Here is a 25,128-nt window from a genome sequence, read left to right as displayed (position 1 = left end):
CGCCATGGATCAGCAGCCTCACTTGGCCGAAGCCGGCTTGCGCACGGCGGGAGACGGCATGCTGAAGTAGGAGCGAATGATGCCCGGGTTGATTTGCACGTTGGACACTTCGAGCAGCGACTGGCGCTCGCCATCGCTCACGGCCTCGATCTTTCGGGCCAGCCAGATGCCGTCGTATTGTGCGTAATCGCTGAGGAAATTCTCTTTCACCGTCTCCTCGCCCGTGGCGGAAGTGGTGTATTCGAGGTTTTTGGCCTCCCGCATGGTGCGCGAGTCGATGTAATAAACGATGCGCTTGCCGTCAGCCTTGGTCAGCTCGATGCGGTAATAGTCGACGCGGCCAATGCGTTCGGGCTCCAGCAGCTTGCGGGTCTCGCCCACCCCGGGCTTGCCGACCAGCGGCCCGTCGAAGTCGATCCCGCCAATGAATTCCTGGGCTTCGGGGCCTTCCATCGGCTCCACCCGGCGGCCTTGGGGCGAGTCGATCTGGCGCCACACGCGCTGCCCATCGTAGCCGATCGTAATCGTGACGCCTTCCTGTGCATACGAGACGACCTTCAGATCCGGGCGGCGCTTGAGGATGTTGAGGTCGAAGGTCTTACCCTCCATCGTATACTTGCCGATCACCCGGAGCGACTGGACGGCATCCATCTCCTTTTGCCCGCCGTTGGCCTCGATGTACTTGGCCAGCACGGCGTCGAGGTCGGTCAACAGGCGTTGAGCCGCCGCGTTCAGCGGCAGAAGCGTCAGGGCCAACAGGCCACAGATCCAGGTTCGGGAAAAGAGCTGCCACATAGGCACCAGCCTGCCGCAATCCCGGCAGTTTTCAAACGAAATACACCGGTTGCGGCAGGTTGGGCCTCAAACGTGGCGCTCAACCGGCACGCAGGTGCAGCCAGAGGCGGAATTGCGAGGTGCCCGCCTGGTTGAGCCGCAGATAAGCCTCCTCGGTTTGGAACCCGGGCCAAGGCTCGGTCGGCACCGCGCGCTGCCACCCCGTCGCCGCCAGCGAATAAGCACCCCAGCGGGTCGGGTTGGCCGCCGTCCCGAGCTGCACGGCCTCACCGGCACTGCCTGCAGTCGTCACCTGCAGCCACACCTCTTCGACCGTCCAGCCGGGGCGCAAGGTCGTCAGCCAATTGCTGGCCGCCGCCGTGCCGATGTCTGCAGCTCTCCAAAAGGTAGCCTCCCGGCGCCGCTCTCCGGGGTAGGCGGGCTGCAGGTGCTGCGGCTCACCGCCCCGCACGGCCCAATCGCTTCCGTTGCTGCTGGGCAGCCGGGATGCGCCGCCCGAGGCGAGATCCACCCGCATGGTCACGCCTACCTCGGTCAGCAGCATATCATCGGCCCACAGGATGTTACGCCGCCAGACGCCCGTGCTGTAAAATGCGAACAACGCCGAACTGATGGACGTCGGCACCGTGAGATCCAAGGACATCCGCCGCCAAGGCACGTTGACCGGCAAGTCGGCCGAAGCGAGCTGAGTAAATGAGCCGCCCTCCTCCCGCAGCAACAGCGCCACGGCGTCCGTCCCCTCGGTGCGATAGCGGAAGTGAAAGCGCAGGGCTTTGCCGCCATAGATCGCGAGGTTCACGTTCTGGTAGATCAGCGCATTCGTGCCGCCACCGGCGGAACGGTTGATCTTGAGGCTGGGGGAGCCCAAAAATCCTTCCGCCGGGTAACTGAGCTGGGCGGGCGAAGAAACGACAGTGGCCCACCCCGCACCGCCCGCCGTGAAGTCGGCATTGTTGAGCAGATTGGCCCCCGACACCGTCCGCAGCAGGTGCCAACCCGCCGGTCGCAGCGCCAGCCGTGCGATCTCTGCCGCGCCCAAGGCATGGTTGAGCACCAGTAGCTGGTCGTAGAGCTCACCCGACAGCCCTTCACCCGGCAGCACCTGGCTGGGCTCGTTGTTGCCATGGCCCAGATTGGCCGGGGCGACGGCCGCCAGGCTGACCGTAAATCGCGCGGCTCCATCGACGTATACGACCATACTTGCGGAAGGCTCCACCACCAGCACCAGATCGTAGATGGAGCCGTCGATCAGGCCCGGGTCGGGCAAGGTCGCCACCTGCTCGCTACCGTCGGCCAGCGTCCACACAAAGCGCCAGTCGCCAGTCGCCGCGATCTCCCAACGCCAGCGGTTGTTGCCGCTCCGGTGGGAGGTCCACAGCACGTTGTCCGCCCCCGGGCGCCAGTTATCGAGCGCGAGGCAAAGGCGAACCGTCCCGCTGCCCACCCCCCAGTTGAAGCCGTTGGACAGGCCTTCGACGTATTGGCCCGCCTCCAGGCGCGCACCTCCCCGCTGGGCGGAGGTCCGCTGCAGGCACTCCTCCCGCGAAGGGACGGCAAAGGCCGCGCGCGCCGCGGTCGGGTCGATCAACGGCAAGAGGTCCTGATCGGCGGGCATGTAATCGACAGCGGCCTGCAGCTGGGTGAGGAAGCGCGCGTCGGCTTCCGCTTTGCTGTAGGCCATGCCGGTCAACACGGGGGCGACCCCGCCGCTCGCGTAGCCATCGCTAAACACCTCCAGCGGACCGGCCCCGAACGTGATTTGCCGCGAAGGATTGTCTTTGCTCGTGCAGGTGGCGCTGAGCCAGTAGGTGCCGGGCTCAAGTTGCGTCTCGTCGCCCGTGAAGTGGAGCACGAGGTGCTGGTCGGTGCCGTTGGTCCATTCGGTGGGCGTGACTTCGTTGCTGGTGACGAGCGCCGTGCGCGTGAGGTAGACCGGGTCGTCCCAATGCGGCACCGAGCGGTCGGGCGGGAGGCGCTTGAGCGTAAAGGTAAAGCTCGCGAGGTCTCCGGAGTCGATGAGCTGACCTTGATCGAAAAGGCCGAACTGGATGCTGACGTCGCGCCCGCTCCAGAAGGCGGGCACGGCGTTGCGGCGCGCATCGAGGGGCGGCTCGAACGAATTGGCGTCGAGCGCCAGGCGGATGAGGTGGCGGGAAAAAGGCATGGTGGTAAATGGTTTGAGGCTTATTCGTGGGCCGCGTAGCCGAGGCTCACGACGTAGCGCAGCACCTCTTCGCGCCAGGGGCCCTTGGGCTCCGGCACGGCACGCGGCGTAAAGGGATGGGGCCGCATCGGCTCCGGCGCGCCGGGCGGTTGAAAGACGCGCAGGCGCTGGGCCAGCAGCGAGGCGAGCTGGCCTCGGGCGTTGCGCGGCGTGGCGTGCCAGAGGCTTTCGCGCAAGCGCACCGTCAGCTCCAGCAGACGCTCGCCGGAGAAATCGACCGTAAGGTAAGTGGGGCCTTCGAGGCGCACCGCCAGCGTCGTCGCCTCGGCGGCCTGCGTCTGCAGCTCACCCTCCAAGTCGGCCGGGTCGACCAGCCAGAGGTGCACGCCCCGCAGCTCGGGCAGCGTGCGCAAGTAGGCCAAGGCAAACTCGCCCAGGCGGTGATCGGGAAATTCGGACATGGTCGTAGTTGCTCGGGGTGGCTAAAAGCGGAGGCGGCGCGCGGTCAGCCGGTCGGAACGGGCGGAGACGACGACCGTCTGCCCGGAGGTGGGCGCCGGAGCGGTTTCCGGGTCGTCCGGCGCCTCCGGTCGCAGCCTGCCGGTGGCGAAACGCTCCAGCAGGGCCCGCGCATCCTGGTAAGCGCGCACCTGGTCGGGGCGCAGCTCCAGCGTGGGCAAGCGCGTTTGGGCGGTGGCGAGCACGAGGGCCGCCGCTGGGCCGTGCAGCTCCGCCGGCAAGGCTTGCGGGTCGGCGCTGAGCCTGTTGCCGCCCGCCCGCAGCTCGGCCCGGACGCGCGCGGTGACATCTGCGATGAGTTCGGGCAACGGATCGCCCTGCGCATCGGCTAGAGCCGCCGTCTGCAAAGCTCGCAACTGCGGGGCCGCCAGGTAGCGCTGCAAAATGGTTAAGGTCAAAGGATTCCAGGACATGGGAAAAGCGTAAGGTGAAAGAAAGAGAGGAAGAAGGGCTCTCACGGAGGGCACAAAGACACAAAGGGTGAGGGCCGAGCTCTCTCCATCCCACGCAACCCTCTTAGAGCTAGGGATTTAACCCTTTGTGCCTTTGTGATCTAGTGAGAGAACCCGTATCCCCAAAACGCGGTCGTATTTCACGGCCGCGCCGGGAGGGTTGGGTTTACGCACCGCTTACCGTCATGCGGCAGAGGCCATCCGGGTTGGTCAGCACCACTTGCGAATAGTGCTCGACGCTGATGTCGGTGTATTTGGCGTGCTCCTCCACGTAGACGCGGAAGGCGTTACCGTCGTCGGTGGGCGTGTAGAAGCGCTTGAGCGTGCTCGGCTCGTCGCGGTGGATGCCGTTCTGCCCGTAGAACAGGTAGATGGAGTGCTCCACCATCGCCTGCAGCTCCTGGCCGTCGTGGAAATACGGCGACATGAGACGCAGCTCGTCGACGAAGACCTTGCGCGCCAGCTCTTCGGGCGAGAGGCCGCCGGCTCGCGCGGCCGCCGCGTTGTCTTGCTGATCGTAGACGTTTTGGCGCAAGTCCCAGGCCACGGGGCCGTAGAGGATGCGGTTGGGGCGCAGGCCGGTGCCCAGCGTGCCTTGGAACAACTCGGCCCGGAGGTCGCCATCGGGGTTGGCATTCGCGCCCCAAGCCTGCGGGCTCGCGATCGTGGCGTTGTCCATCGCCTTCAGCGCGCGGCGCAGCTCATTGCGCAAGAGGCGCTGTACGAGCAGCCCCACGTAGCGTTCGCGCCAGTCGGGGCCGACTTCCTCGTCGTGGTCGACACGGATCGTCAGGCCCTTGTTGAGCGTCTTGCTCTGGACCGTCTCGCCCGAGTAGCCGACGCGCTTGAAGTTGGCGCCGATCGCGCGCACGTCGTCATCTTCCGAGTAGTAGAAGTCGGCGGCGGTGGATTTGCGGAACTCGAAGCGGCGGGCCACCGGCACGGCCGGAGCCAGGAAATCGAGCAGCGCCTGCAGGTTGTGCGGGTCTTTCCAGCCCATGGAATAGGCGGTCAGCGGCTCGCTGAGGTGGGCGTGCTGGAAGCGGCTCTCGTTGGCGGCGGTAATGGTGCCCTTCACGGGCAGGGATTCAATCGCAGTCATGTGTGTAAGTGGAAAAGTGGTGGGTAGGTGTTAGGTTTAGACGGTGCGGGTCTGCGGGAAGCAGGGGTCGAAGCAGACCAGTTGGCCCGCCGAAGCCGCTTGCAGCGCGCGGCCGACGATGTGGTAGGTGCCGGACGTGCCGGGCAGGGTGCGCACGGCGCCACCGGCCGCCGGGACGAGCAGCGCGCCCTCGGCCACGTTACCCGAGGCGACGGCGCGCAGGGTGCGGCCAGCCGAGCCGAGCAGCGTCACGTTGACGGCGTCGCCCGCAAGGTCGGCATCGTCTTGCGAAACACCGAGCGGGAGGTCGTTGGCCTCGCAGAGCGCCACCGTGCGGGGCTGGGCGCCGGGCTTCACGAGACGGTTGCGCGCACTAAGCGCGCCCGTCGAAAAGCGAGTGATCTCACCGGCGGCAAATTCGCCGACCGTATTGGCAAAAACCAGGTTGGAAGACTGAGACATGTGTATGTTGGATTTGGATGTAAGGTGTGGGTTGGAAAGGTGCGTTAGCCGCGGTGGCGCAGTGCGCTCCAGGCGGTCGGGAAATCCTCGCCCGTCTCGGCCATGCGGCTGTTGACGGCTTCAAGGAGCTGGCGGGACTCGCTTTGCGCGGGCTTGCGCTGCCCGAGCTGGGCGGTCAGCGCAGCAGTCTTGAGCGGGCGGCGCTCGGTGTTGGCCGCGGGGACTTCAAAGCGGGCGAGGCGGGCCTCAAGTTCGGCGATGCGCTGCTGCGCCTCTTCGGCTTCGCATTGCCAATCGGGCGACGCCGGCGGCAGGGCCTGCGTCTCCCCCACCCCGGCCACGCTGCCCTCGTCTTGCGGTGCGGCGTTCGCGATGGGTTCGCCGGGGATGTTGGGCGCATTCGTCAGCCCCACCGAGAGCAGCCGCACGGGGCGAAAAACGCCGCTCTCGACCGGCTCCATCAGCCAGCGGGGCGAAAGGTATTTGTAATGCGCCTCCGCCAGCAGCTCGCGACCGCTGCGGGCCCACTTGATGCGCACGAAAAGCCCGTCGTCGGCCACTTCGAGGCCCTGGACCCAGCCGTGCGCGCGGGTATCGTCGTGACCGGCCCGCCCGGAAAATTCGGCATCGTCGGGGTGGCCGACATAGACCGGCAGGCCCCCGAATCGCCGCGCCATCCGCCCCTTGAGCGAATAGAACGCCGCCACCAAAGCCTCCCCGGCCCCACGGTCGATCCGCTGGACCCCTTTGCGGTGTCCATGCTCGCCAAAGCTCACCAGCTTATAGCGCTCAAAGGTATTCTGATGTTCACTGTTCATAGGAAAAATAATAAAGATGATTGGAACAGGAGTTAGGTGAGTTGAAGGAGTCCCAGATCCAAAGAGAAATTTAGGATCCTCTTCTTCGTGTCCTTTGTGCTCTTCTGTAAAAAATCTTCCTCTCCTGACTCCCCAAACTCCTGTTCAGCCATTCCCTCCGATCATCGCCGATTCCTCCGTCGGCTCGGCGAGGTGGAAGCGTTCGCGGAAGTCGTGTTCGCTGAGCGGGATGCCCATTTCCCAGGCGAGGCGGTAGACCTGCAGGTCGCGCTCGGGCTGGGTTGTGCGGCCAGCACGAACTTCGATCACCGCGCGCGGCTCTTCGCCGAAGAGGTGGCGCAGCAAGGGCCGGTTGACCTGCGTTTGCAGGGCTTCGGAAACCAGTTGGGCGTCGCTCTCGGCCAGCAAGTCGGACTCCTCCTGCTGCAGGCTGGCCCCCACCCCGGCGCCCCGGCTGATCGTGCCCAGGTCGGCGCCGCGCCAGAGCACGACCATCGCCCGGTCCATGCGCTCGACCAACTGCGGGTAAGGCAGTTGCCCGCTCGCCTCCAGGTGGATCGCCTCCAGCTCGGTGCCGCGCCCCATCAAGGCGTGGAACTCCGCGCCAAAGCTCTCGACCGCCTCGCGCGCCGCCTCCCACTCCGGCGAACCGGGAGGCGCATCGGTCGTGCCCTTGATGCCCGGCATGCCGTTGCGCTCGCAGTAGACCAGCCAGTCGCGCAGGGGCAGCGTCTTGTAGAGGTAGGCGATGCTGCAGGCCTCCATCACACCCGGCCCGACGGTGACCATCCAGCCGTCGTCCTCCAGCGCCCGTCCCTCTTGCGCGAATTCCTGCTCCAGGAAGCGCAAGCGGCCCGTGCGGTTCTCGAAAAACCAGAGCGGCACAAAGCGGAACTCCGCCGTGAGGGTGCCGTCGCTCAAGGGCCGCCAGACGATTTCGTGCACCGCGTAACGTTTGCCAATCGAGTCAAGCATCTGACGCACGAGCAGGGAAAACCCGCCGCGTTCGTTCTCATCGAGGGCGTTCATCGCGGTCACGTGACGATAAAACGCGGTCAACGCCTCCTGGTGGCGTCGCGCGGTCGGCGAGTCCTCGGTTGTGAGGATTTCCCAACCGTGGCGGGCTGCCGCAGCCTTGCGCTTGGCCGCCACCGATTGCACCACGTCGTCGCGGCGCTCGATCGCCTCCCAGGTCAGCGCCGCCGCCCGAAGGTCCCCGGCGTGGAAGGCATCCAGTTGCCGGCCCAGGCTCTCCGGCGAGAGCTGCCGCACGGGGTTGAAACGCGTCCGCTGCTGGGCCTCCCGCCAGCGCGTCGAAGAAAGAGTGGTTGTTTTCATAAAAAGGAAATGGATGGGGAAAGAGGGCTCTCACGAAGGACACAAAGACACCAAGATGCTTAAAAAAAACCTAATCGCTCCTTTGTGCCTTTGTGACCTTAGTGAGAGAACCCGTTTAGCCTCACTTCCGCCCCTTGGGACGGATGACATGCACCTCCGGCGAGTGGCGTTCGCCGCCGGTGGCTGCGTGCAGGGCCAGGGCGAGGGCCCAGAAGCGGTCGCTGTGGCCGCTGGAATCGCGACGGGCGACAAAGCGGGGGTGGCCGGTGCTGGTCTGCTCCTGGCGCACGGCTCGGAGGTCGGCGCGGGTGGCGTCGTCTTCGGGGATACGCAGGCGGCGCTCTTCTAGGGCGCTCCGCAGCGGGTAGGCCAGCGTTTCCTGCACGGGCAGGCTCAGCTGCAGGCCCTCGACCCGGTAGCGCCCGTAGCGTTCGGACGCACGCTCGGCGAATTGCCGCCCGAGGCCCGTCGCGTCGATGCAGCACCGGCGGAATTCCGGGCGGCGCAACAGCGCGTCGAGCACCTGCTCCTGGCGCGAAAACGTCTCGCCCGCCAACACCTCGACATGGCGCGTCACCCACAAGTCGCCGATTGGCTCCAGCGCCCAGATGACGGTGCGGTCGTGCACCCGGCCCACATCGACGCCCACATACAGGGAGCGCGGCGGCTCGGCAAAGGCGCTCGTCGCCGGGTCCTTGAGCGAGGGCTGCAAGAGCCCCGGCACCTCGCAGGCCACGAGATCGCTGAACGAGAGGAAGGCCGCCGCGTCCTCCGCCGGCACGCAGCAATACTCCTGCAGCCAGCTCTCCTCGTCCGGGCAGCGGGCGCGGACGTAGTCGAGGTAGTCGTCGGGCGCGAGGTGCTTGCGCGGGTCGTCGTCGGGCAGGCGTGGTTGCAGGCGGTCGAGCAGGCCCTGATCGACGGCGTCCTGCAAAGTCACGCGGTGCAGCGAAAAGCCCTTGGGGTTGCCGCCCTCGCGCGCCTCCTTCACCAGTTGGTGGAAGAAGTTGGCGCTGCCCCGGTGGGTCGAGATCAGCTCCAGACCGCCGCCCCAGGTCACCCCCGGGTAAGCGATCCGGTAGAGCCGCTCCGGATCGGGGTGCAGGGCGAACTCGTCGAGCACCCGCGTGCCGCGCTTGCCGGCCTGCGCATCGGGGTTGGAGCTGAGGCAGTGGATGCGGCACCCGTTGGCCAGCTGCAACGTCTGCCGCGAGCTGCGCTTGCCGAGCACCCGCCCGCCCAACGAACGGGCCGCCGCATCGAGCCCCCGCCCAAAGCCGAGGCAGTCTTCCAGAAACAAGCGGGCCTGCACGGCATCGCGGCTGCTCACCCACGCATCGTAACGCGTTCCGGGTTGGCTGAGCCGCGACACCAGCCGGTAAGCAGTGGCCCACGACATCCCCACCTGCCGGGATTTCTCCATCAGCTTCAGCGGGGCCGGGTCTTCGATCCAGCGGCGTTGATACGGTAAGAACATGAAAAGGAATGAATTGGAACAGGAGTTGGAGGAGTTTCAGGAGTTCAGAAGCAGAAGAGAAAGGAGATAAACTCACCGTTTTAACGCTCTAACTCCCCAAACTCCTGTTCATATTTTTAGGCTCCCAGCGCCGCCTCGATTTGCCGCAGCACATCGGGCGTGAGTCCTTCCGTGGACGGCTCGTCGTCGGCGGGGCCGCTTTGGGCTTCCTTGAGCTGGAGGGTGCGGCGCTGGGTGGTGGTGGCGCAGAGGCGCTGCAGCGAGACGATGAGCTTGTCGAAATCCTGATCGTCGCCGCGCTGGAGGCGCTCGAACACGATCTGCCAGGCGAGCACGAGGGCCGCTTCGGGCAAAACATCGCGGGCGCCATAGCGGTCGAGAATCGCCTCGGCCTGCTCGCGGATATGGTCGATACTGTGCAACGTAGTAGACATGAGCAAATTGAGTGAAAGGAAAATTAGCCAACCAGTTGCCCGCAGGAGGCTTGAGCGGCATTGGAATAAGTATTCCTGCGCTTTCGTCCCGGTTGGTGACCTCACTTTAGCCACTTCCGCCGCTACGTTTCCATTCTTCGGCGGGCTGCGCGTGCTCGGCGGGTACAAACGCTGCAGCGCCTTGAATATGAAAATGATGCAGCAACAGATCGCGTTTTTACCTGTAAAAAAATGCTCAAGTGGGAAAATCCGGCCCAATTCAACCGTCAACCCGGGCCGCGCCTTGACTCTTCAAGTCGAAGCACCTAATGACCGACGGCGATGAACGTTCTCGTGATCGGTGGTGCGGGCTACATTGGTAGCCATTGTGTGCGTCAACTCCAGGCTGCCGGGCATCGCCCCGTGGTGCTCGACAACCTCGTCTACGGGCACCGTCAGGCAGTCTCCGAAGACGTGGCCTTCTACGATGGCAACCTCGGCGATATCCCGCTGGTCGAGCGCATCCTGCGCGACGAGCAGATCGAGATCGTGATGCACTTCGCGGCCTTCGCCTACGTCGGCGAATCCGTCCACGAGCCGCTGAAATATTACGAAAACAACCTCGCCGCCCCCATCCGCCTCCTCCAGGCGATGCGCAACGCGGGCGTCAACAAGTTCGTCTTCAGCTCCACCTGCGCCACCTTCGGCATCCCGGAAAAGATGCCCATCACCGAAGATCTGCCGCAGCGCCCGATCAACCCCTACGGCCAGACCAAGCTCGACTTCGAGAACACCCTCAAGGCCTGCGCGCACGCCTACGGCCTCAGCTTCGCCGCCTTCCGCTACTTCAACGCCGCGGGAGCCTCCGAAGACGCCAAGATCGGTGAAGACCACACGCCCGAATCGCACCTCATCCCCCTCGCGATCTACGCCGCCCAGGGCAAGCGCGACAAACTCACCGTTTTCGGCACCGATTACCCGACGCCCGACGGCACCTGCCTGCGCGACTACGTGCATGTCGACGACCTCAGCCGCGCCCACATCGCCGCCTTCGACAAGCTGGGCACCCCCGGCACCGGCCTCTTTTACAACCTCGGCACCGGCAACCCGACCTCCGTGCTCGAAATCATCAACGCGGTGGAGAAGGTCAGCGGGCTCAAGGTACCCTATGTGACGGGCGACCGCCGCGCAGGCGATCCCCCCGCCCTCTACGCCGATTCCTCCAAGGCGAAGAACGAGCTGGGCTGGACTCCGAAGTTCATGGAGATCGAACCCATCATCGCCACCGCCTGGCAGTGGCACCAAAGCCACCCCAACGGCTACGCGAGCTAAAGGAGTGATCACGCCACGCGCGCTCCTTACCGCCTTAACACACCTCGACGCCCTGCAGGTGCTCGCGGATGGAGAAGACGGCGCCCTCCAGGCTATGGTGGCCCTCGTAGACGAAGCCACGGGCGATCCGTTTTTCGTAGGGCACGATCGTCCAGCCCAGGCTGGAGTACACCACCACCGTGAGGATCGAAAGCTGCGGCACCATCTGCTTCAGCTTCAGGTAGATCGTGGGCTGGACGGAGGGCTGGTGCACGCGATTGCAAACCATGCCGAACGGTAGATCATAATCGAGCAGCGCCGCTTGCCGGATGTCGGCAAAGTCAGGCCACCCGATGTCTACCATCGGCTTGGGCGTGGTGATGATGAAGCGCGGGTAGAGTTCCAAATAAAGCTTCTCCAGCTCGACCAACTCAAGCAGGGCGCTCTCATCGAAGACTGTCAGAAGAGTAGTCACGCTTTAGGGGATTGGCTGTGCTACTATGGGGTAAAGGAGCCTACACATACAGTATCTACCTTTACGCTCCGCGCAATCGGCAATCGCCGTTTTTCGGCCATCAACCCTTTGAGCCCAAGCCAGTTAGCATCAACCAACCGTGATAATCGGCTTTCAATTTGCCGTTTGGGATGTGTTTTTGACCGCTAAACGCCAAAAAACACCCCAAAAACGCTTAATAAGTTGAAAACACCGCAGATCACATCTAAAAGCAGTTTCAACGGACAGAGATTTCAAACTTTAGTTAGTCGCTCTAAATCGCTCAGAATACAGACACGCTCTAAAGCTCAATTAGGCAATTAAAAGCCGCTCCGGACAGCCGGGGCGGCTTTCCTATTTGCAGACACAAAGAAGCGGCGGAAGCTCTCGCCACCGCCGCTCGGAAAAAGTCGGGTCGCGTCCCTCTACGCCTTGCGCCGGCGCAGCGCCACGAAGGCCAGGCCCAGCGCGCCAGCGATAGCGGCGTAGGTTGCGGGCTCGGGCACGGCAGGCAGGTCTCCCGCAATCGGCTTGCTGTTAATGTCGATGAGGAACATGCTGTAGGTGCCATCCGCCGGAATAGTCGTCTCGAAGTTGCTGTTCGTAGTGAGGGAACCCGCAAAGAGAGTCACCACGTCGCCCAACTGGAGCGGACCGAAACCGCCCACGAGGAACAGATCGTCGTCTGTCACCACAGACTGACCAGGGGGACCCCCCGCACCCACATCACTAATCATCACCGGGAGGCTTTCATTGACGGAAAAATACAGTCCCCCCGAGAAACCGCCGGTAATGCCGTCCGGCAGTCCAGCCGCCAGAAGGCCCGCAAAACCATCGAGAATAAAAACAGGGCCCACATCCGTGGGGGTCTCAGTGATCACAAACGTCGCGTCAGTCGCGAGCGTCACCGTCAGCGGCGAGCCCTCGCCACCGGAAAACAGCAGGTTGATCGAAGCCTGCGCAGAAGCGGCCAAAGCCGCCAGAACCAATAACAGAGATGCTGACTTGAAGAGCATAGAGCGCCTGATTAAGGGAATGACCCCCGCTTGGCGAGTGGTAAAGCAATGCCCGCGATTCTTTTACAAACGACCATTTTCACAAAAAAGCGGCGGAAGCTTTCGCCACCGCCGCTCGGGAAAGTTGGGTCGCGCCCCTCTACGCCTTGCGCCTGCGCAGCGCCACGAACGCCAGGCCCAGCGCGCCTGCGATGGCCGCATAGGTCGAGGGCTCGGGCACGACAGGAGCTTGAACGCCGTCGTTACTGATCCGTCTTACGCTACTGGTGGCAATGAAGGATTCGACAGACAGACTGCCTGGCGCCGGATCGGCGTAACTGGAGGAAAAGGTCAAGGTGCCCGCCGACACCGTGACAATGTCTCCTACGGAAAGAGGCATCGGATCCGTGTAGAAATAAAGATCGCCCGGATCGATGTCCACCCCGTTATAGTTGCTGATGCCGTAGACGAAGGAGATGCCTTCACCGCCATTGATCGAGAGCGTAACATCGCCGATAGGCGTCCTTGCGCCAAATGGCGTCAGATTTGTCCCTGTGAAGGCAAGGAAGATGTTGGACGACCTGGCTTCAGTAATCTCGTAGGAAATAGCAGGCAGATAAATGACCAACGGGCTGCCATTGCCCCCCGTGATATCGATGTTCACTGCCGCAAAAGAAGAACCTCCACAGGCCAGAAGAGCGCCGAGGCAGGCAAAGAGACGATTATGTAAAGACATGAGATTTAAAGCCTAGGCTATACCCCACGGGAAGAAAAGCGTTATTCCAGAAATCTTACCAGTGCGTTGCTCAGCGTTCGATCCTCTCACCGTGTCACGCCTCCAATACGCCACCCTACCCCGCCCCAAGATTGACAGCGCGCGCCGCTCGATCATGATGACTGGTTTTGTTTGCACCACGTGACGCGCGGCACTTTTCCGCGCCCAAAATCCGCATACCTCCCAACCCACCACGATGCCTCATTTTGCCGCCATTCCCGTCGCTCCGCCGGACCCGATCCTGGGCCTGACGGAGGCCTTCAAGGCTGACCCGAACCCGAACAAGATCAATTTCGGGGTCGGCGTCTATCTGGACGAACAAGGCCGCAACACTACCCTGCGCGTCGTCAAGGCTGCCGAACAACGCCTGTGGGAAGCGGAGCCGAGCAAGAACTACCTGCCCATCACCGGCGATGCCCGTTATTGCGAGCTGACCCGCCAGCTGCTGACGGCCGGCGGCACGGTGCCTGCCGGCCAGGCCAGCCTGCAAACCCCCGGCGGGACGGGTGCCCTCCGCGTCGTGGCCGACTTCCTCGCCCACAACCTCGAGCGCCCCACGGTCTGGATCTCCGGCCCCACCTGGCCCAACCACCCGAAGATCTTCGGCGCGGCCGGCCTCGCCACCAAGACCTACCGCTACCTCGACGGCGAGAGCAACGACCTTGATTTCGAAGGCTTCATCGCCGACTTGCAAAACATCCCGCAAGGCGACGTGGTGCTGCTGCACGGCTGCTGCCACAACCCCACCGGGATCGACCCGACGCAGGAGCAGTGGCTCGAAATCGCCAAGGTGCTCAAGGCGCGCGACATCCTCGCCATCATCGACCTCGCCTACCAAGGCTTTGGCGACGGCCTGCAGGAAGACGCCCTCGCCGTGCGCACCCTCCTCGGCGCCGGGCTCGAGCTGATCGTCTGCCAGTCGTTTTCCAAGAACTTCGGGCTCTACAACGAGCGCGTCGGGGCCCTCCACCTCTTCTCCGCCGAGTCCGACTCCGCCCAGCGCGCCCTCAGCCAGCTGAAGGTGATCGTGCGCACCAACTACAGCAACCCGCCCGCCCACGGTGCCCTCGTCGTGCGCACCATCCTGGAAGACGTCTCCCTGCGCAAGCAGTGGGAAGAGGAGCTGACCGAGATGCGCGCCCGCATCAACGGCATCCGCACCCAGTTTGTGGACGCGATGATGAAGTCGGGCCTCTCGCGCGACTTCTCCTTCCTCACCCGCCAGCGCGGCATGTTCTCGCTCACCGGCCTCAGCCTGGAGCAAGTCGACCGCCTGCGCCGCGAAGACGGCCTCTACATGGTGGGCAACGGCCGCATCAACGTCGCCGGCCTGACGCCCGAGAACCTCCCGATCGCCGCCAAGTCGATCGCCCGCGTGCTCGCCTAAACGGCGCGCCGCCACCGCCCCCGGCGGGCAGAGACCATGCGCATCTGCTTCATCACCACGGAATTCCCGCCCACTCGCATGGGCGGGGTCGGTACCTATTCGATCATCATGCCCCTGCTGCTCAAGGCGGCCGGGCACGAGGTCGTCATCGTGACCAAACAGGCGGAAAACGCCCCGGTTGAAGACACCTGGCACGGCCTGCCCGTCTATCGCCTCCACACCCTGTGGGATCAATACGGCGATATCGACTTTAACGGCGACACCACGCTGTTTTACGCGGAGATGTACCACCTCCGCAGCTTCGTCGGCGGCTTTGCCCGCGAGGTCGCCCGCGCGCTGCCCGGCCTGCACGCCCGCTACCACTTCGATGTCGTGCTGAGCCAGGAACTGGAAGGCCCCACCTTCCACGCGCAAGACCGCCAGATGCTCTTCGACGAGCTGGGCGACCTGCCCTTCGTGCTGTTCATCCACAGCCCGCACCGCTCCATCCAACTCAACAACGACGACGCCCTCTACAATCGCTTCGAATACCACCGGGTGATGTATGAGGAGCACGCCATCTGCCTCGCCAGCGGCCTCATCTACGCCAGCCACTACATGCGGCGCGAGCTGGTGGACCAGCTAGGCTGCGACGACCGGCCCGACGCCGTCGTGCCTCTCCCCCTGGGCGAGATCCCCAGCGCCGAGGCCGAGCCCCTGCCCGCGGGTGAAGAGCGCCTCGTCTACGCCGGCCGCATCGAGCCGCGCAAAGGCGTCGAAACGCTCATCCGCGCCGTCGCCCGGCTGCTCGACGAGCGCCCCAACCTCACGCTGCACCTGCTGGGTCGCGATACCCAGCACCCGGCGCTCAACCGCAGCATGCAAGAGTGGCTGCAGCGCTTCATCCCCGAGGAACACCGCGCACGCGTCGTCTTCCGAGGGGCCGTACCGCGCGACGAGCTATGGCGCGAATACCGCCAGGCCACGCTCGGCGTCGTCCCCAGCCGCTGGGAACCCTTTTCCTTCGTCTGCCAGGAGATGATGGCCAGCGGCCTGCCCGTCGTCGCCACCACCGCCGGCGGCATGGCCGAGATGATCCAGCACGGCAACAGTGGCTGGCTCTGCGCCTCCGAAGACCCCCCAGCCCTCGCCGACGCCCTGCGCCACGCGCTGGACCTGCCCGAGGCCGACCGCCAGGCCGTGGGCGCACGCGGTCGCGAGCGCATCCTCACCTATTGCGACAACGGGCGCATCGTCCGCCACACCGTCTCGCTGCTGGAGCGCGCGATCGAGCACCACGCCGAGCAACGCCGCCTGCACGGGCGCGTGCGCGTGCCCAGCCGCTACCCCTTTACCGATCGCCCCCTGCGCGACCCGCACTCGGCGCCCGCCTACAAGCACCAGCCCGTCCAGCACCTCGCCGTCGTCATCCCCTGCTACAACGTGGGCGAATTCCTCGACGAGTGCGTGCAAAGCCTGCTGGGGCAGACTCGCCCGCCCGAGCGCATCTACCTGATCGACGACGGCTCGACCGACGCCGCCTCACGCGAAGTCTACGCCCGCCTCGCCGCAGCCCACCCGCAGCACGTCGTCCTGCGCCGCTACGTCAACGGCGGCCTCCCCGTAGCTCGTGAACGCGGGGCACGCCTCGCCATCGAAGAAGGCGCGCAAGCCCTCGTCTTTATCGACGGCGACGACTACCTCGACCCTTCTTACTTCTCCCGTGGCCTCGCCGTGCTCGACCGCCACCCCGAGGTAGGGGCCGTCACCGCCTGGACCCACACCGTGGGCCTGATGCACACCTACTGGGCCCCCTTCCACAACCAGTTCCCCTTCCTCCTCGTCGAGTGCCAGAGCACACCCCCCGCCGTAATCCGACGCGAGGCCTACGAAGCCGCCGGCGGCTTCCAGGCGGCACAGAAGTATGCCTTTGAAGACTGGGACTTCTGGATCGGCCTCAACGGCACCGGCTTTGCTCAGCTCGTCATCCCCGAGCCACTCATCTTTTACCGCATGCGCGACGGCTCGATCTCGCGCCGCTACGTCAGCGCCACCCGCGAGCACGGGCGCCGCCACATCACCACCCGCCACGCCGCCCTCTTCCGCCGCTACGCCGCCGAAGTGGCCGTGCTCAACGAAGCCCTGCGCTGGTGGGAAGGGGAAAAGACCGTCATCACCCAGGACCAATTGACCAAGCTGCAACGCGACCTCGATTGGAACTACCACCAGCACCACCACTTCAAAGGCTGGTACGAGAAGAAGTTCGAAGAGTGCACGTGGCTGCACGAAGTCAAAAAGCACCACGAAGACCGCATTGCCGACCTCGAGCGCAAACTTGCCGCCGCCCAGCGCGAGGCCTCCCAACCATCTTGAGCAAGGCGGGCAAAAGGGCCGGCCAACGCTTTCGACCTTTACATCCCGGGCTGTGCGCGCTGTGCTGGCCGTAACATGACGCACCCGCGCCTCCGCCCCCTTACGACCCTCCTGCTCCTCAGCGCCCTCGGCTCCCAGGCCGTAGCCCAAAAACTCGTCCTGGCCAAGCTCGAGAACTACCGCGAAGTTGACGCCGGCCAAAGCCAGAACATCAGTTTCGACGACTATTTCCGCGTTTACCAAAGCGACCCCACCGCCACCTTTACCGTGCTGCTGCCCACCCTCTCGGGCACCACGATCCAGAACGTCGCCCGGCCGCGCACCTACTACACCGGCCAGATCACTCGCAACGAGCCGGGCTTTGTGACCGAAGTCGTCCCCCACGGCGACGGCACCGCCCGCATCGTCACCCTCACGCCCACCGACATCCAGGTGCGCCTGCTGCCCGACGAAGTGCCCAACGCGGTCGCCAATTTCATGACCTACGCCGCCGCCGGCGCCTACGAAAACACCTTCGTCCACCGCAACCCCGGCGCCGGTCTCAACCCCGCCTCGTTCCACATCGCCCAGGGCGGCGGCTTCAAGGCCCACCCCGCCAACGAAGGAGACATCGGTGAATTCCAGCAAGACACCGTGCCCGATCTGACCGCCGTCTGGGCCGAGCGCGGCCGCACCAGCGGTCAATACACCCTTGCGGGTGCCACCACCAGCAACGGCGTCTTCAGCAATCAGTGGTACTTCAACCTCAGCGACAACGCAGGCGCCTTCGGTAACAATTACCCGGTCTTCGGGGTCGTCGAGTCCAACGCGGGCAAAGCTGCGCTCGACCTCATGAAGCAGATCCCCGCCTACGACATGACGGGCCTGTGGTCCCCCGGCTCCTCGCTCTTCATCGACGTGCCGCTGATGGTCAACAGCGAAACAACAGCCGATGGCGCCCTCGACAGCCACGACGAAATCTGGATCGACGCCTTTCTCCGCTTCTCCGACGTCCGCCTCGACGACGAAAATCGCGGCAGCCCGGCCTCCAGCGACTCCACTGTCACCTTCTCCTGGGTCGCAGTCGAAGAGCTCGAAGACGAGAACAACGACGGCAACAACACCAACGACAATCGCTACAACTACGACAAGGAAGCCTTCCAGCTCAGCGTCGACGGTGGCAACCTCGTGGTAAACGCGCTCAAACCCGGTATGCTCGACATCCTGCTGCGGGCCAAGCAGGACGGGGATTGGAAAGACCTCTTCATCAGCCTGGCCTCCGTCAACCGAGCCCTCACCGCCTGCTTTACCAACTACACCCGCGTCGTGGCTCGCACGGACGAGGACGTCGAGTGGAATGCCTACTACACCCAGACTCCCTTTGGAGCCGTCTACGACTTTGGCTTCCCCTACGTCTACATCCGCCAATACGGCACCCTCTGGATCGACGCCGGCGAAAACTCCAACGACGTCAACGGCTTCTGGGCTTACGATTACGCCATTGGCCGCTGGATCTGGACCCAGGCCGCCCACCCTCGCCAGCTTTACGTGACGGGCGAAGGCGAAGGCAACACCGGCTGGGTCTACACCAACCTCACCCAAGTGCCCGACGAAGCCAACCCCGGCGCCACCCGCGACGTGCGCTGGCTCTGGGTCTACTCCATCGACGGCCAGCCCGCAGCCTGGATCAAGGCCCCCCGCCTCAAGGACAACAACCTGCGCGACCTGCTCGAAAGCGCGCAATAGGCGCCCGCCTCCGGCGGTGGAGGCAGATCCCCGCCGCGGCCAGGTACTCGAAAACAAACATAATCGAGCCTTTACACTTAAGGCTCAGACCCTATTGCTGGGAGCGTCATGACGCCCCCGCGCCTCCTTACGCTCAGCACCCTGCTGCTCCTGGGCACCTTCGGCTCCCAGGCCACCGCTCAAAAACTCGTCCTCGCGAAGCTGGAAAGGCTGCGCGAACTCGACGTCGGCACCACGCAGACGATCGACTTCGACGACTATTTCCGTCTCTACGAAAGCGACCCCACCGTCACCTTCACCGTGATGCTGCCCACGCTCTCCGGCACCACGATCGAGGACGTGACACGCGAGCGAGATTATGGGAGGGAGATTATCATCCGCGGCGAGCCGGGCTTTGTGACCGAAACGGTGCCCTACAACGGCGGCACGGCCCAAGTCATCAAGCTCACCCCGTTCGACATCCCGGTGCGCCTCCTGCCCGACGAGGTGCCTAATGCGGTCGCCAACTTCATGACCTACGTGGCCGCCCAGGCCTACGACGACACCATCGTCCACCGCAACCCAGGCTCAGGGCTCTACCAACGTCCCGACTCCCCGCCCCTCAGCATTGCCCAAGCCGGCGGCTACACGATTTCCCCTATCGGCGACGAAGCGGGTGGCTATGGCGAAGTGGGAATTGAGCACGTACCCGCACTGACCAGCGTTTTGGGTGAAAAAGGCCGCCTGAACACTCCCTACACGCTGGCGGGCGCACTCACCGGTTATGGTATCTTCACCAGCCAATGGTATTTTAACCTCGTCGACCACCCATGGCTGAGCAACAACTACCCCGTCTTCGGCGTCGTCGAAACCGAGGAAGGACAAGCAGTGCTCGACCGCCTGGCGCAAATCCCCGCTTATGATTTGGAGGACTACTGGTTCCCTTACCCTGACTCAGTTCAGTTTCAGGATCTGCCCCTGATGCGTAACAGCGAAGCGACTGCCGACGGTGCCCTCGACAGCCACGCAGGCTTTTGGAGCGACGCCTTTATCCGCTTCCCCAAGGTCCGCCTCGACGACGAATTTCTCGGCACCCCCGCCTCCGCCCACCCCGGGGTCGACTTCTCCTGGATCCCGCTCGAAGAGCTGGAAGACGAAGATCAGGACGGTAACACGACCGACAACGACGGCGGCTACAACTACGACAAATCCGCTTTCCAGATCACGCAGGAGGGCAGCAAGCTCACCGTGCACCCCCTCCGCCCCGGCATGCTGGACATCCAGCTTTCGGCGAAGAAAGGCGACGACGAAGAAAAGCTCTACCTGACCCTGTTGGCCGCGAATCAGGACCTGCTCGATTTCTTCACCACGGCCACGAGCGTCGTGCCCAAGCCAGATGATTTGGAAGAAACCTGGAAAGCCTATTACAATACGGGCTTTGGCCGCGTCTTCGACTACGGCTTCCCCACCGTCTGGATCCCCCTATACGGTGCGCTCTGGATCGACGCGGTCGAAGAGGCGAACGACGTCAACGGCTTCTGGGCCTACGACTTTACCCTCCAACGCTGGATGTGGACCAAGAACGCTCATTCGACCCAACTCTACGTGGCCGGCTCCGACAGCGACAGCTCTGGCTGGGTCCATACAAGACTCGAAGACCACGACAACGACCCCTCTACCCCACGGATCCGCTGGATCTACATCTACCCGCCCGAGTACGATATGGACGGCATTGGCACGTGGGTAAAAGCCGAGGACTTCCCGACTCAAACGCTCGAGTATTGGCTGAACAACCAGCCCTACTACTCCTGGTAAAGCCCCTGAGGCGGCCCCACCAGCGGCGCAGCAAAGAGAATCGCCTGTTTTCCAACGGGCGTTTTCGGCCTTTACTCCCGGGCTCACGCGCTGTTGTATCCGCAGCATGACGCATCAGCGCCTCCGCCCCCTTACGACCCTCCTGCTCCTGGGTGCCCTCGGCTCTCAGGCCAGCGCTCAAAAGCTCATCCTCGCCAAGCTCGAATCGCAACGCGAGTTCGATATCCAGACCACTGGGACGATCAACCTGGATGACTTTTTCCGGATCTACGAAAGCGATCCCACCGCCACCTTCACCGTCCTCCTGCCCACCCTATCGGGCACCACGATTGAGGGGATTACGCGTTATGGTAACCTTGCGGGAAGAGATTTCACCCGTAACGAACCGGGCTTCGTGACCGAAGAAGTGCCTTATGAGGGAGGTACCATCCGGCGGATCCAGTTGACGCCCACCGCGATCCAGGTACGGCTACTGCCAGATGAGGTCCCCAACGCGGTCGCCAATTTCATGACCTACGCGGCGGACCAAGCGTATGATAACACCATCGTCCAGCGCAACCCTGGCGCCGGTTTTTATGGCCCTCCTGACTTCAAGATTGCCCAAGCCGGCGGGTATACGGTCTCCTCGATTACTGAAGAAATCAGTAGCCTCGAAGACTGGGAATTTGGCAGAATCACGGCCAACTCCGCTGTCATTGCAGAAAAAGGGCAGCCGAATGCCCAATACACGCTGGCCGGAGCCACTGCTAACAACATCTTCCGAAGCGAGTGGTATTTTAACCTGAATGATAATACGGAAGGCCTCGGGTCCAACTTCCCCGTCTTCGGTAAAGTTGAAGCCCAGGCAGCCAAGAACGCCCTCGACCTGATGGCCCAAGTCCCAGCCTTTGATATGACCGGGCTGTGGGGATTCAATAACGATCTGGGCATTTTCATGAACGTCCCCCTCATGGTCAACGGCGAGCAGACCGCCAACGGGGTCATCAATAGCCACGAGGGCTACATCTGGGGTGACTCCTTCCTGCGCTTCACCAGCGTCCGCCTCGACGACGAAGGCCTCGGCGCAGCCGCCTCCAGCGACCCTGCCGTCACCTTCTCCTGGATCCCGCTCGAAGAGCTGGAGGACGAAGACAACGACGGCGACAAGACAGACAACGACGGCGGCTACCTCTACGATAAGGACTCCTTTGAGATCAGCCTGCAGGGTGGCAATCTGAGCGTGACGACCCTGAAGCCGGGGATGATGCAAATCCAACTGACCGCCAAAAAGGGTGAAGATGAAGAGAAGTTATCGATGACGCTCTTCTCCGCTAACAAGGCCCTGACCGATTTCTTCACCACTGCAACATCTGTCGTCCTGCCGACCAAAGACGAGGAGACCTGGAACGCCTACTATAACACCGGCTTTGGCCGCGTCTTCGACTACGGCTTCCCGAACGTCTTCATCCCCCTCTACGGCCCGCTGTGGATCGACGTGGCGGAAGGCTCCAACGACGTCAACGGATTCTGGGCTTACGACTTCCGCATCTCGCGCTGGATGTGGACCAAGAACACCCACTCCAGCCAGCTCTATGTCTCTGGCGACGGCGCAGACAACTCAGGCTGGGTCTACACCCGGCTTGAGGACCATGATAACGACGCCGCAACCCCGCGCCTCCGCTGGATCTACATCTATCCTTTGGCGACCGGCGATACCGGCGTATGGGTGAACGCCGATGGCAACGAGACGCCGCCAGTGGAACCGTTCTCGGCTCACACCCTGCGCTACTGGCTGGACCATCCGCCGGTATACACGACAGAGACCACCACCGCCCAGTAAAGGCAGTTCAATCCTCGGTGGAGGCATCTTCCAGCTCCTCCACCGCGTCATCCGTATCGCGGACATACCGTTCGACGCCTGGCGTCGGGCGGTATTTTTTTACCTCCCGGAATTCGCCCTTCAGGTACTCCTTCAACGCCAACTGGACCGCCGGCGCAATGTGTTGCCGGGCCTCGTCCAAGCTGGGCAGTTCGGAGACCTCTACCTTTGCCGCCGTCGGTTCATCCGGCAGATCGTCGCGCGCATAGCGCAGGTCGATAAACGGCCCGTCGGGCGCGTTATCGGCCCCCTCGCCGCCGTCGTAATAATCCAGCGGCGGCTCATCACCACTCCCGGCCAGATCGACTTTCGCCCGGCTCTCGGGTTGGTGCACGGCTTGCGACGCCGGTGCTTCCACCTCCGTCAACGGCGGCAAAACGACCGCTTCGGGCTCGATTTCGTCGGTCAGGAGAGGCCGAACGCGCAAGGGCGTAGGCGTGCGACCGGTTACGAGGCTGTCACCGGGCTTTTTTTTTCCGCGGTGTCTTCCGGCAACTCTCCGGCCATGCGACTCAAGTCACGCAGCACCGAGTCGATCGCACGGGTGCGGCTGGCCTCGACGGCCTTCAGCAGCGACACCTCGAAATTCACGCGCTCGTTCAGGCCCGTCTGGACCGAGCGCTCCCGCTCCTGCAACACGTCGAGCATGCGCAGCAGGCCCTCCGTCTGGCTGGTGCGGCCTTGCACGCTCTCCAGCAGGCGCTCGCGCACGCGCTGCTGCATGTCGCGCAACACGCGGCTCAAGTCGCGGCCTTCGCGCGCCAGACTCTCAACGTGGCCCAACAAGGCCCCGTAGTCGGCCGCCAACATCGCTTCGAGCAAGTCGTCGAGCTGCTGGGGCGAGGCCAGGCCATAGACGTCGAGCACGTCCTGCTCGGAGATTTCGCTGCCGCAGAAAGAAATCAGCTGGTCGAAGATACTCTGGGCGTCGCGCATCCCGCCATCAGCCAGGCGGGCCACATTGGCCAATGCCTCAGGGGCCACCTGGATGCCCTCCGCGTCGGCGATCTGTTGCAGGCGCTGCACGATCAACTCTGGCGCGATGGGGCGAAACTCGAAACGCTGGCAACGGGAGGTGATCGTCGCCAACACCTTCTGCGCCTCCGTCGTGGCAAAGATGAACTTCACGTGCGCGGGCGGCTCCTCCAGCGTCTTCAGCAGCGCGTTAAAGGCACCCTGCGAGAGCATGTGCACTTCGTCGATGATGTAGATCTTGTAGGTGCACTGCGCGGGCGCGTACTGGCACTCTTCGCGCAGGTCGCGGATCTGCTCCACCGAATTGTTGGACGCACCGTCGATCTCGATCACGTCCATGCAGTTGCCCGACATGATGGCCTTGGAGATTTCCGCATCCGGCGCCGGGGAGACGGACGGGCCGCCTTCCGCATTGAGCGCCTTCGCAAAAACGCGCGCAGTCGACGTCTTGCCGGTACCGCGCGGCCCCACAAAGAGGTAGGCGTGCGCGATACGACGCGTCTGGATCGCGTTCTTCAGCGTCCGCACAATATGCTCCTGCCCCACCAAGTCCTCAAAGGACTGGGGGCGCCAGCGACGTGCGATGACCTGGTAATCTTCTCCCATTCCGAGCAATAAGGGCACAGCCGCAGCGCGACTGAAAAAAGTAAAAAAGTGGCCAGGCGACCTACGGCACACGGGGGTCCTGGTTACCGTTGCTGCCTTCCGGCCCTGGCGGAGTTCACCGGCCCGCCGTTGCATAGGGCCCAGCCAAGGACGAAGGTCCGGCAAACTGGCGAAGATTTCAACCCTTTTCCGCGGCAAGTTTACGACGGGGTGAATTTTGTCCGCTCATCCATAAGATAAGCTAATACAGCGAGGTTTTTCGCTGACGGTGCTTGAGCCGAATGTTACAGTGCCGTAACATGTATGTAACAGAAGAGACACAATTCCGTCACAATCCGCCTCCTTCTGCCCCACATCAACTTTAAGGAGAAAAGGACCGTCCCCATGACTCGTAACATCATTTCCCTCGGCCTGCTGGCCCTCCTCGCCACCGCCGCCTCGACCCAAGCCGCTGAAACCGCGAGCAAGGTAGAAAGCCCGCGGAAGATCGTCGGCGAACAACCAGCCTACCCGATCGAAGCCCGCTTGCAAGGGATCGAGGGCACGGTGATGGTCGAGTTCCTCGTGGACGAGCAAGGCAAGCCCTTTGGCCCGGGCGTCGTCAACGACGCACATCCCCTTCTCGCGGCGGAAGCCCTGAAGACGATCCGCAACTGGCAATTCGAGCCCGCGACCCGCGACGGCTCTGCAACCTATGCGGTGGTCCGCATCCCGGTCGTCTTTTCGCTGACCGCCCCTGACCATACAGTCACGCCCACCGATTCCCTGCTGGCCGCCAAGTAGCCGCGCCGCAGAGATAGTGTGAGGCATCCCACTCCCCGACCGGTGGCCCTGCAGAAGGACCGCCGGTCTTTTTATGTACGCGTGCCGAACAAAAACGAGTGCGAAAAATCTGGATTGCAGATATTTTACTGATATTAAAGGCCTCCTCTCCACTAGTAGCCACCAAATGAAAAAGATGCTACCAGCCATCCTCTGCATTGGCATCGCCTTGCTGGCGACCGCGTTAATCTACAGCTATCTAAGCAGGGACGAGGTGATTCACCATACAGCAGAGAGTGGTCCCTATCGGGCTGAACTCGTATCCAGACGGAATATCGACAGCCTGTTTCCGAGCGGTTGGGACGTCATCGCTAGAGTCTGGAGAGATGAGAATCTAGTCGCACAGGCTACCGTCTTCTATGGGCGCGATTTCCCGGCTGACTTTGCCACCGTCACGTCATTCGAATTCAATCACGAAAGGGGCGTGGTGGATCTCGGCTTTTCCTACGGCTAAAAGGAGCCGAAGCTCAGCATACCTGTTAGCCTAGGAGAAAA

The 25,128-nt window shown here is 63.4% G+C and carries 24 protein-coding genes and 1 other RNA gene; 9 read left to right on the top strand and 16 right to left on the bottom strand.

What is annotated here, in order from left to right; genetic code table 11:
• Positions 1 to 18: 18 nt before the first annotated feature.
• From Q7P63_12955 to Q7P63_12910, 10 genes are all read right to left on the bottom strand, one after another.
• Entirely contained in the window at positions 19 to 756 is a 738-nt protein-coding gene (locus Q7P63_12955) for an outer membrane lipoprotein-sorting protein (protein ID MDP0500996.1), read from the bottom strand.
• A 118-nt stretch (positions 757 to 874) separates the two neighbouring features.
• On the bottom strand, positions 875 to 2,959 hold the full coding sequence (locus Q7P63_12950; protein ID MDP0500995.1) for a hypothetical protein: 2,085 nt from the start codon (positions 2,957 to 2,959) through the stop codon (positions 875 to 877).
• Between the two features lie 20 nt (positions 2,960 to 2,979).
• Positions 2,980 to 3,420 (bottom strand): hypothetical protein, encoded by a 441-nt coding sequence (locus Q7P63_12945; GenBank protein ID MDP0500994.1) that lies wholly within the window; start codon positions 3,418 to 3,420, stop codon positions 2,980 to 2,982.
• A gap of 21 nt (positions 3,421 to 3,441) precedes the next feature.
• Positions 3,442 to 3,891 carry a hypothetical protein gene (locus tag Q7P63_12940; GenBank protein MDP0500993.1) on the bottom strand — a complete coding sequence of 150 codons (450 nt, stop codon included), beginning with the start codon at positions 3,889 to 3,891 and terminating at the stop codon, positions 3,442 to 3,444.
• A gap of 205 nt (positions 3,892 to 4,096) precedes the next feature.
• Complete coding sequence (locus tag Q7P63_12935) at positions 4,097 to 5,032, bottom strand: hypothetical protein (protein MDP0500992.1); 936 nt, start codon at positions 5,030 to 5,032, stop codon at positions 4,097 to 4,099.
• Between the two features lie 36 nt (positions 5,033 to 5,068).
• Entirely contained in the window at positions 5,069 to 5,494 is a 426-nt protein-coding gene (locus tag Q7P63_12930; GenBank protein ID MDP0500991.1) for a hypothetical protein, read from the bottom strand.
• A 44-nt stretch (positions 5,495 to 5,538) separates the two neighbouring features.
• Positions 5,539 to 6,312, bottom strand: coding sequence for a phage protease (locus tag Q7P63_12925; GenBank protein MDP0500990.1), 774 nt, complete (start codon positions 6,310 to 6,312; stop codon positions 5,539 to 5,541).
• 144 nt (positions 6,313 to 6,456) lie between these two features.
• Positions 6,457 to 7,650, bottom strand: a complete 1,194-nt coding sequence (locus tag Q7P63_12920; GenBank protein MDP0500989.1) for a DUF935 family protein — start codon at positions 7,648 to 7,650, stop codon at positions 6,457 to 6,459.
• A gap of 121 nt (positions 7,651 to 7,771) precedes the next feature.
• A complete protein-coding gene (locus tag Q7P63_12915) occupies positions 7,772 to 9,127 on the bottom strand; it encodes a terminase family protein (protein MDP0500988.1) in 1,356 nt (451 codons plus the stop codon).
• A 116-nt stretch (positions 9,128 to 9,243) separates the two neighbouring features.
• A complete protein-coding gene (locus Q7P63_12910; protein MDP0500987.1) occupies positions 9,244 to 9,561 on the bottom strand; it encodes a hypothetical protein in 318 nt (105 codons plus the stop codon).
• Here Q7P63_12910 and Q7P63_12905 point away from each other — a divergent pair.
• On the top strand, positions 9,560 to 9,886 hold the full coding sequence (locus tag Q7P63_12905) for a hypothetical protein (GenBank protein ID MDP0500986.1): 327 nt from the start codon (positions 9,560 to 9,562) through the stop codon (positions 9,884 to 9,886). The genes Q7P63_12910 and Q7P63_12905 overlap by 2 nt on opposite strands.
• Positions 9,883 to 10,872 (top strand): UDP-glucose 4-epimerase GalE, encoded by a 990-nt coding sequence (gene galE, locus Q7P63_12900; GenBank protein MDP0500985.1) that lies wholly within the window; start codon positions 9,883 to 9,885, stop codon positions 10,870 to 10,872. The genes Q7P63_12905 and galE overlap by 4 nt, the downstream gene beginning before the upstream one ends.
• Before the next feature lie 34 nt (positions 10,873 to 10,906).
• Here the strand turns inward: galE and Q7P63_12895 are convergent, their stop codons facing one another.
• From Q7P63_12895 to Q7P63_12885, 3 genes are all read right to left on the bottom strand, one after another.
• Positions 10,907 to 11,326: a hypothetical protein gene (locus tag Q7P63_12895; protein ID MDP0500984.1), complete on the bottom strand. Its 420-nt coding sequence runs from the start codon at positions 11,324 to 11,326 to the stop codon at positions 10,907 to 10,909.
• A gap of 443 nt (positions 11,327 to 11,769) precedes the next feature.
• Positions 11,770 to 12,360, bottom strand: a complete 591-nt coding sequence (locus tag Q7P63_12890; GenBank protein MDP0500983.1) for a PEP-CTERM sorting domain-containing protein — start codon at positions 12,358 to 12,360, stop codon at positions 11,770 to 11,772.
• Positions 12,361 to 12,499: 139 nt separating this feature from the next.
• Positions 12,500 to 13,075 (bottom strand): PEP-CTERM sorting domain-containing protein, encoded by a 576-nt coding sequence (locus Q7P63_12885; protein MDP0500982.1) that lies wholly within the window; start codon positions 13,073 to 13,075, stop codon positions 12,500 to 12,502.
• A 235-nt stretch (positions 13,076 to 13,310) separates the two neighbouring features.
• Between Q7P63_12885 and Q7P63_12880 the strand changes: the two genes are divergently transcribed.
• The 5 genes from Q7P63_12880 (at position 13,311) to Q7P63_12860 (ending at position 22,191) form a co-directional block, all read left to right on the top strand.
• The gene (locus Q7P63_12880) at positions 13,311 to 14,501 is read left to right on the top strand and encodes an amino acid aminotransferase (GenBank protein ID MDP0500981.1); all 1,191 of its coding nucleotides are present in this window, start codon (positions 13,311 to 13,313) and stop codon (positions 14,499 to 14,501) included.
• A 36-nt stretch (positions 14,502 to 14,537) separates the two neighbouring features.
• Positions 14,538 to 16,853, top strand: coding sequence for a glycosyltransferase (locus tag Q7P63_12875; protein ID MDP0500980.1), 2,316 nt, complete (start codon positions 14,538 to 14,540; stop codon positions 16,851 to 16,853).
• Between the two features lie 75 nt (positions 16,854 to 16,928).
• On the top strand, positions 16,929 to 18,578 hold the full coding sequence (locus Q7P63_12870) for a peptidylprolyl isomerase (GenBank protein ID MDP0500979.1): 1,650 nt from the start codon (positions 16,929 to 16,931) through the stop codon (positions 18,576 to 18,578).
• Between the two features lie 108 nt (positions 18,579 to 18,686).
• Positions 18,687 to 20,372, top strand: coding sequence for a peptidylprolyl isomerase (locus tag Q7P63_12865; protein ID MDP0500978.1), 1,686 nt, complete (start codon positions 18,687 to 18,689; stop codon positions 20,370 to 20,372).
• Between the two features lie 106 nt (positions 20,373 to 20,478).
• A complete protein-coding gene (locus tag Q7P63_12860; GenBank protein ID MDP0500977.1) occupies positions 20,479 to 22,191 on the top strand; it encodes a peptidylprolyl isomerase in 1,713 nt (570 codons plus the stop codon).
• A 7-nt stretch (positions 22,192 to 22,198) separates the two neighbouring features.
• On the opposite strand, the gene Q7P63_12855 is transcribed toward Q7P63_12860, so the two are convergent.
• The 3 genes from Q7P63_12855 to ffs form a co-directional block, all read right to left on the bottom strand.
• Complete coding sequence (locus Q7P63_12855; protein MDP0500976.1) at positions 22,199 to 22,657, bottom strand: hypothetical protein; 459 nt, start codon at positions 22,655 to 22,657, stop codon at positions 22,199 to 22,201.
• Between the two features lie 20 nt (positions 22,658 to 22,677).
• Positions 22,678 to 23,811: a DNA polymerase III subunit gamma/tau gene (gene dnaX / locus Q7P63_12850; protein ID MDP0500975.1), complete on the bottom strand. Its 1,134-nt coding sequence runs from the start codon at positions 23,809 to 23,811 to the stop codon at positions 22,678 to 22,680.
• 47 nt (positions 23,812 to 23,858) lie between these two features.
• An RNA gene (gene ffs / locus Q7P63_12845) (signal recognition particle sRNA small type) lies at positions 23,859 to 23,957 on the bottom strand.
• Between the two features lie 238 nt (positions 23,958 to 24,195).
• On the opposite strand from ffs, the gene Q7P63_12840 reads away from it, so the two are divergent.
• Both Q7P63_12840 and Q7P63_12835 read left to right on the top strand, forming a co-directional pair.
• Complete coding sequence (locus tag Q7P63_12840) at positions 24,196 to 24,594, top strand: energy transducer TonB (GenBank protein MDP0500974.1); 399 nt, start codon at positions 24,196 to 24,198, stop codon at positions 24,592 to 24,594.
• Between the two features lie 166 nt (positions 24,595 to 24,760).
• Positions 24,761 to 25,087 (top strand): hypothetical protein, encoded by a 327-nt coding sequence (locus Q7P63_12835; GenBank protein ID MDP0500973.1) that lies wholly within the window; start codon positions 24,761 to 24,763, stop codon positions 25,085 to 25,087.
• Positions 25,088 to 25,128: the final 41 nt, after the last annotated feature.

It is taken from the genome of Verrucomicrobiota bacterium JB022, assembly GCA_030673845.1.
Classification (GTDB): domain Bacteria; phylum Verrucomicrobiota; class Verrucomicrobiia; order Opitutales; family Oceanipulchritudinaceae; genus WOUP01.
This window is presented reverse-complemented; position numbering and strand designations above follow the sequence as displayed.

Coding starts and splice junctions, on each gene's coding strand:
- Q7P63_12925 (MDP0500990.1), bottom strand. CDS start 6,312: ATGAACAGTGAACATCAGAATACCTTTGAGCGCTATAAGCTGGTGAGC.
- Q7P63_12880 (MDP0500981.1), top strand. CDS start 13,311: ATGCCTCATTTTGCCGCCATTCCCGTCGCTCCGCCGGACCCGATCCTG.
- dnaX (MDP0500975.1), bottom strand. CDS start 23,811: ATGGGAGAAGATTACCAGGTCATCGCACGTCGCTGGCGCCCCCAGTCC.
- Q7P63_12905 (MDP0500986.1), top strand. CDS start 9,560: ATGAGCAAATTGAGTGAAAGGAAAATTAGCCAACCAGTTGCCCGCAGG.
- Q7P63_12945 (MDP0500994.1), bottom strand. CDS start 3,420: ATGTCCGAATTTCCCGATCACCGCCTGGGCGAGTTTGCCTTGGCCTAC.
- Q7P63_12870 (MDP0500979.1), top strand. CDS start 16,929: ATGACGCACCCGCGCCTCCGCCCCCTTACGACCCTCCTGCTCCTCAGC.
- Q7P63_12935 (MDP0500992.1), bottom strand. CDS start 5,032: ATGACTGCGATTGAATCCCTGCCCGTGAAGGGCACCATTACCGCCGCC.
- Q7P63_12890 (MDP0500983.1), bottom strand. CDS start 12,360: ATGCTCTTCAAGTCAGCATCTCTGTTATTGGTTCTGGCGGCTTTGGCC.
- Q7P63_12910 (MDP0500987.1), bottom strand. CDS start 9,561: ATGTCTACTACGTTGCACAGTATCGACCATATCCGCGAGCAGGCCGAG.
- Q7P63_12920 (MDP0500989.1), bottom strand. CDS start 7,650: ATGAAAACAACCACTCTTTCTTCGACGCGCTGGCGGGAGGCCCAGCAG.
- Q7P63_12835 (MDP0500973.1), top strand. CDS start 24,761: ATGAAAAAGATGCTACCAGCCATCCTCTGCATTGGCATCGCCTTGCTG.
- Q7P63_12950 (MDP0500995.1), bottom strand. CDS start 2,959: ATGCCTTTTTCCCGCCACCTCATCCGCCTGGCGCTCGACGCCAATTCG.
- Q7P63_12885 (MDP0500982.1), bottom strand. CDS start 13,075: ATGTCTTTACATAATCGTCTCTTTGCCTGCCTCGGCGCTCTTCTGGCC.
- Q7P63_12865 (MDP0500978.1), top strand. CDS start 18,687: ATGACGCCCCCGCGCCTCCTTACGCTCAGCACCCTGCTGCTCCTGGGC.
- Q7P63_12875 (MDP0500980.1), top strand. CDS start 14,538: ATGCGCATCTGCTTCATCACCACGGAATTCCCGCCCACTCGCATGGGC.
- Q7P63_12930 (MDP0500991.1), bottom strand. CDS start 5,494: ATGTCTCAGTCTTCCAACCTGGTTTTTGCCAATACGGTCGGCGAATTT.
- galE (MDP0500985.1), top strand. CDS start 9,883: ATGAACGTTCTCGTGATCGGTGGTGCGGGCTACATTGGTAGCCATTGT.
- Q7P63_12940 (MDP0500993.1), bottom strand. CDS start 3,891: ATGTCCTGGAATCCTTTGACCTTAACCATTTTGCAGCGCTACCTGGCG.
- Q7P63_12915 (MDP0500988.1), bottom strand. CDS start 9,127: ATGTTCTTACCGTATCAACGCCGCTGGATCGAAGACCCGGCCCCGCTG.
- Q7P63_12840 (MDP0500974.1), top strand. CDS start 24,196: ATGACTCGTAACATCATTTCCCTCGGCCTGCTGGCCCTCCTCGCCACC.
- Q7P63_12860 (MDP0500977.1), top strand. CDS start 20,479: ATGACGCATCAGCGCCTCCGCCCCCTTACGACCCTCCTGCTCCTGGGT.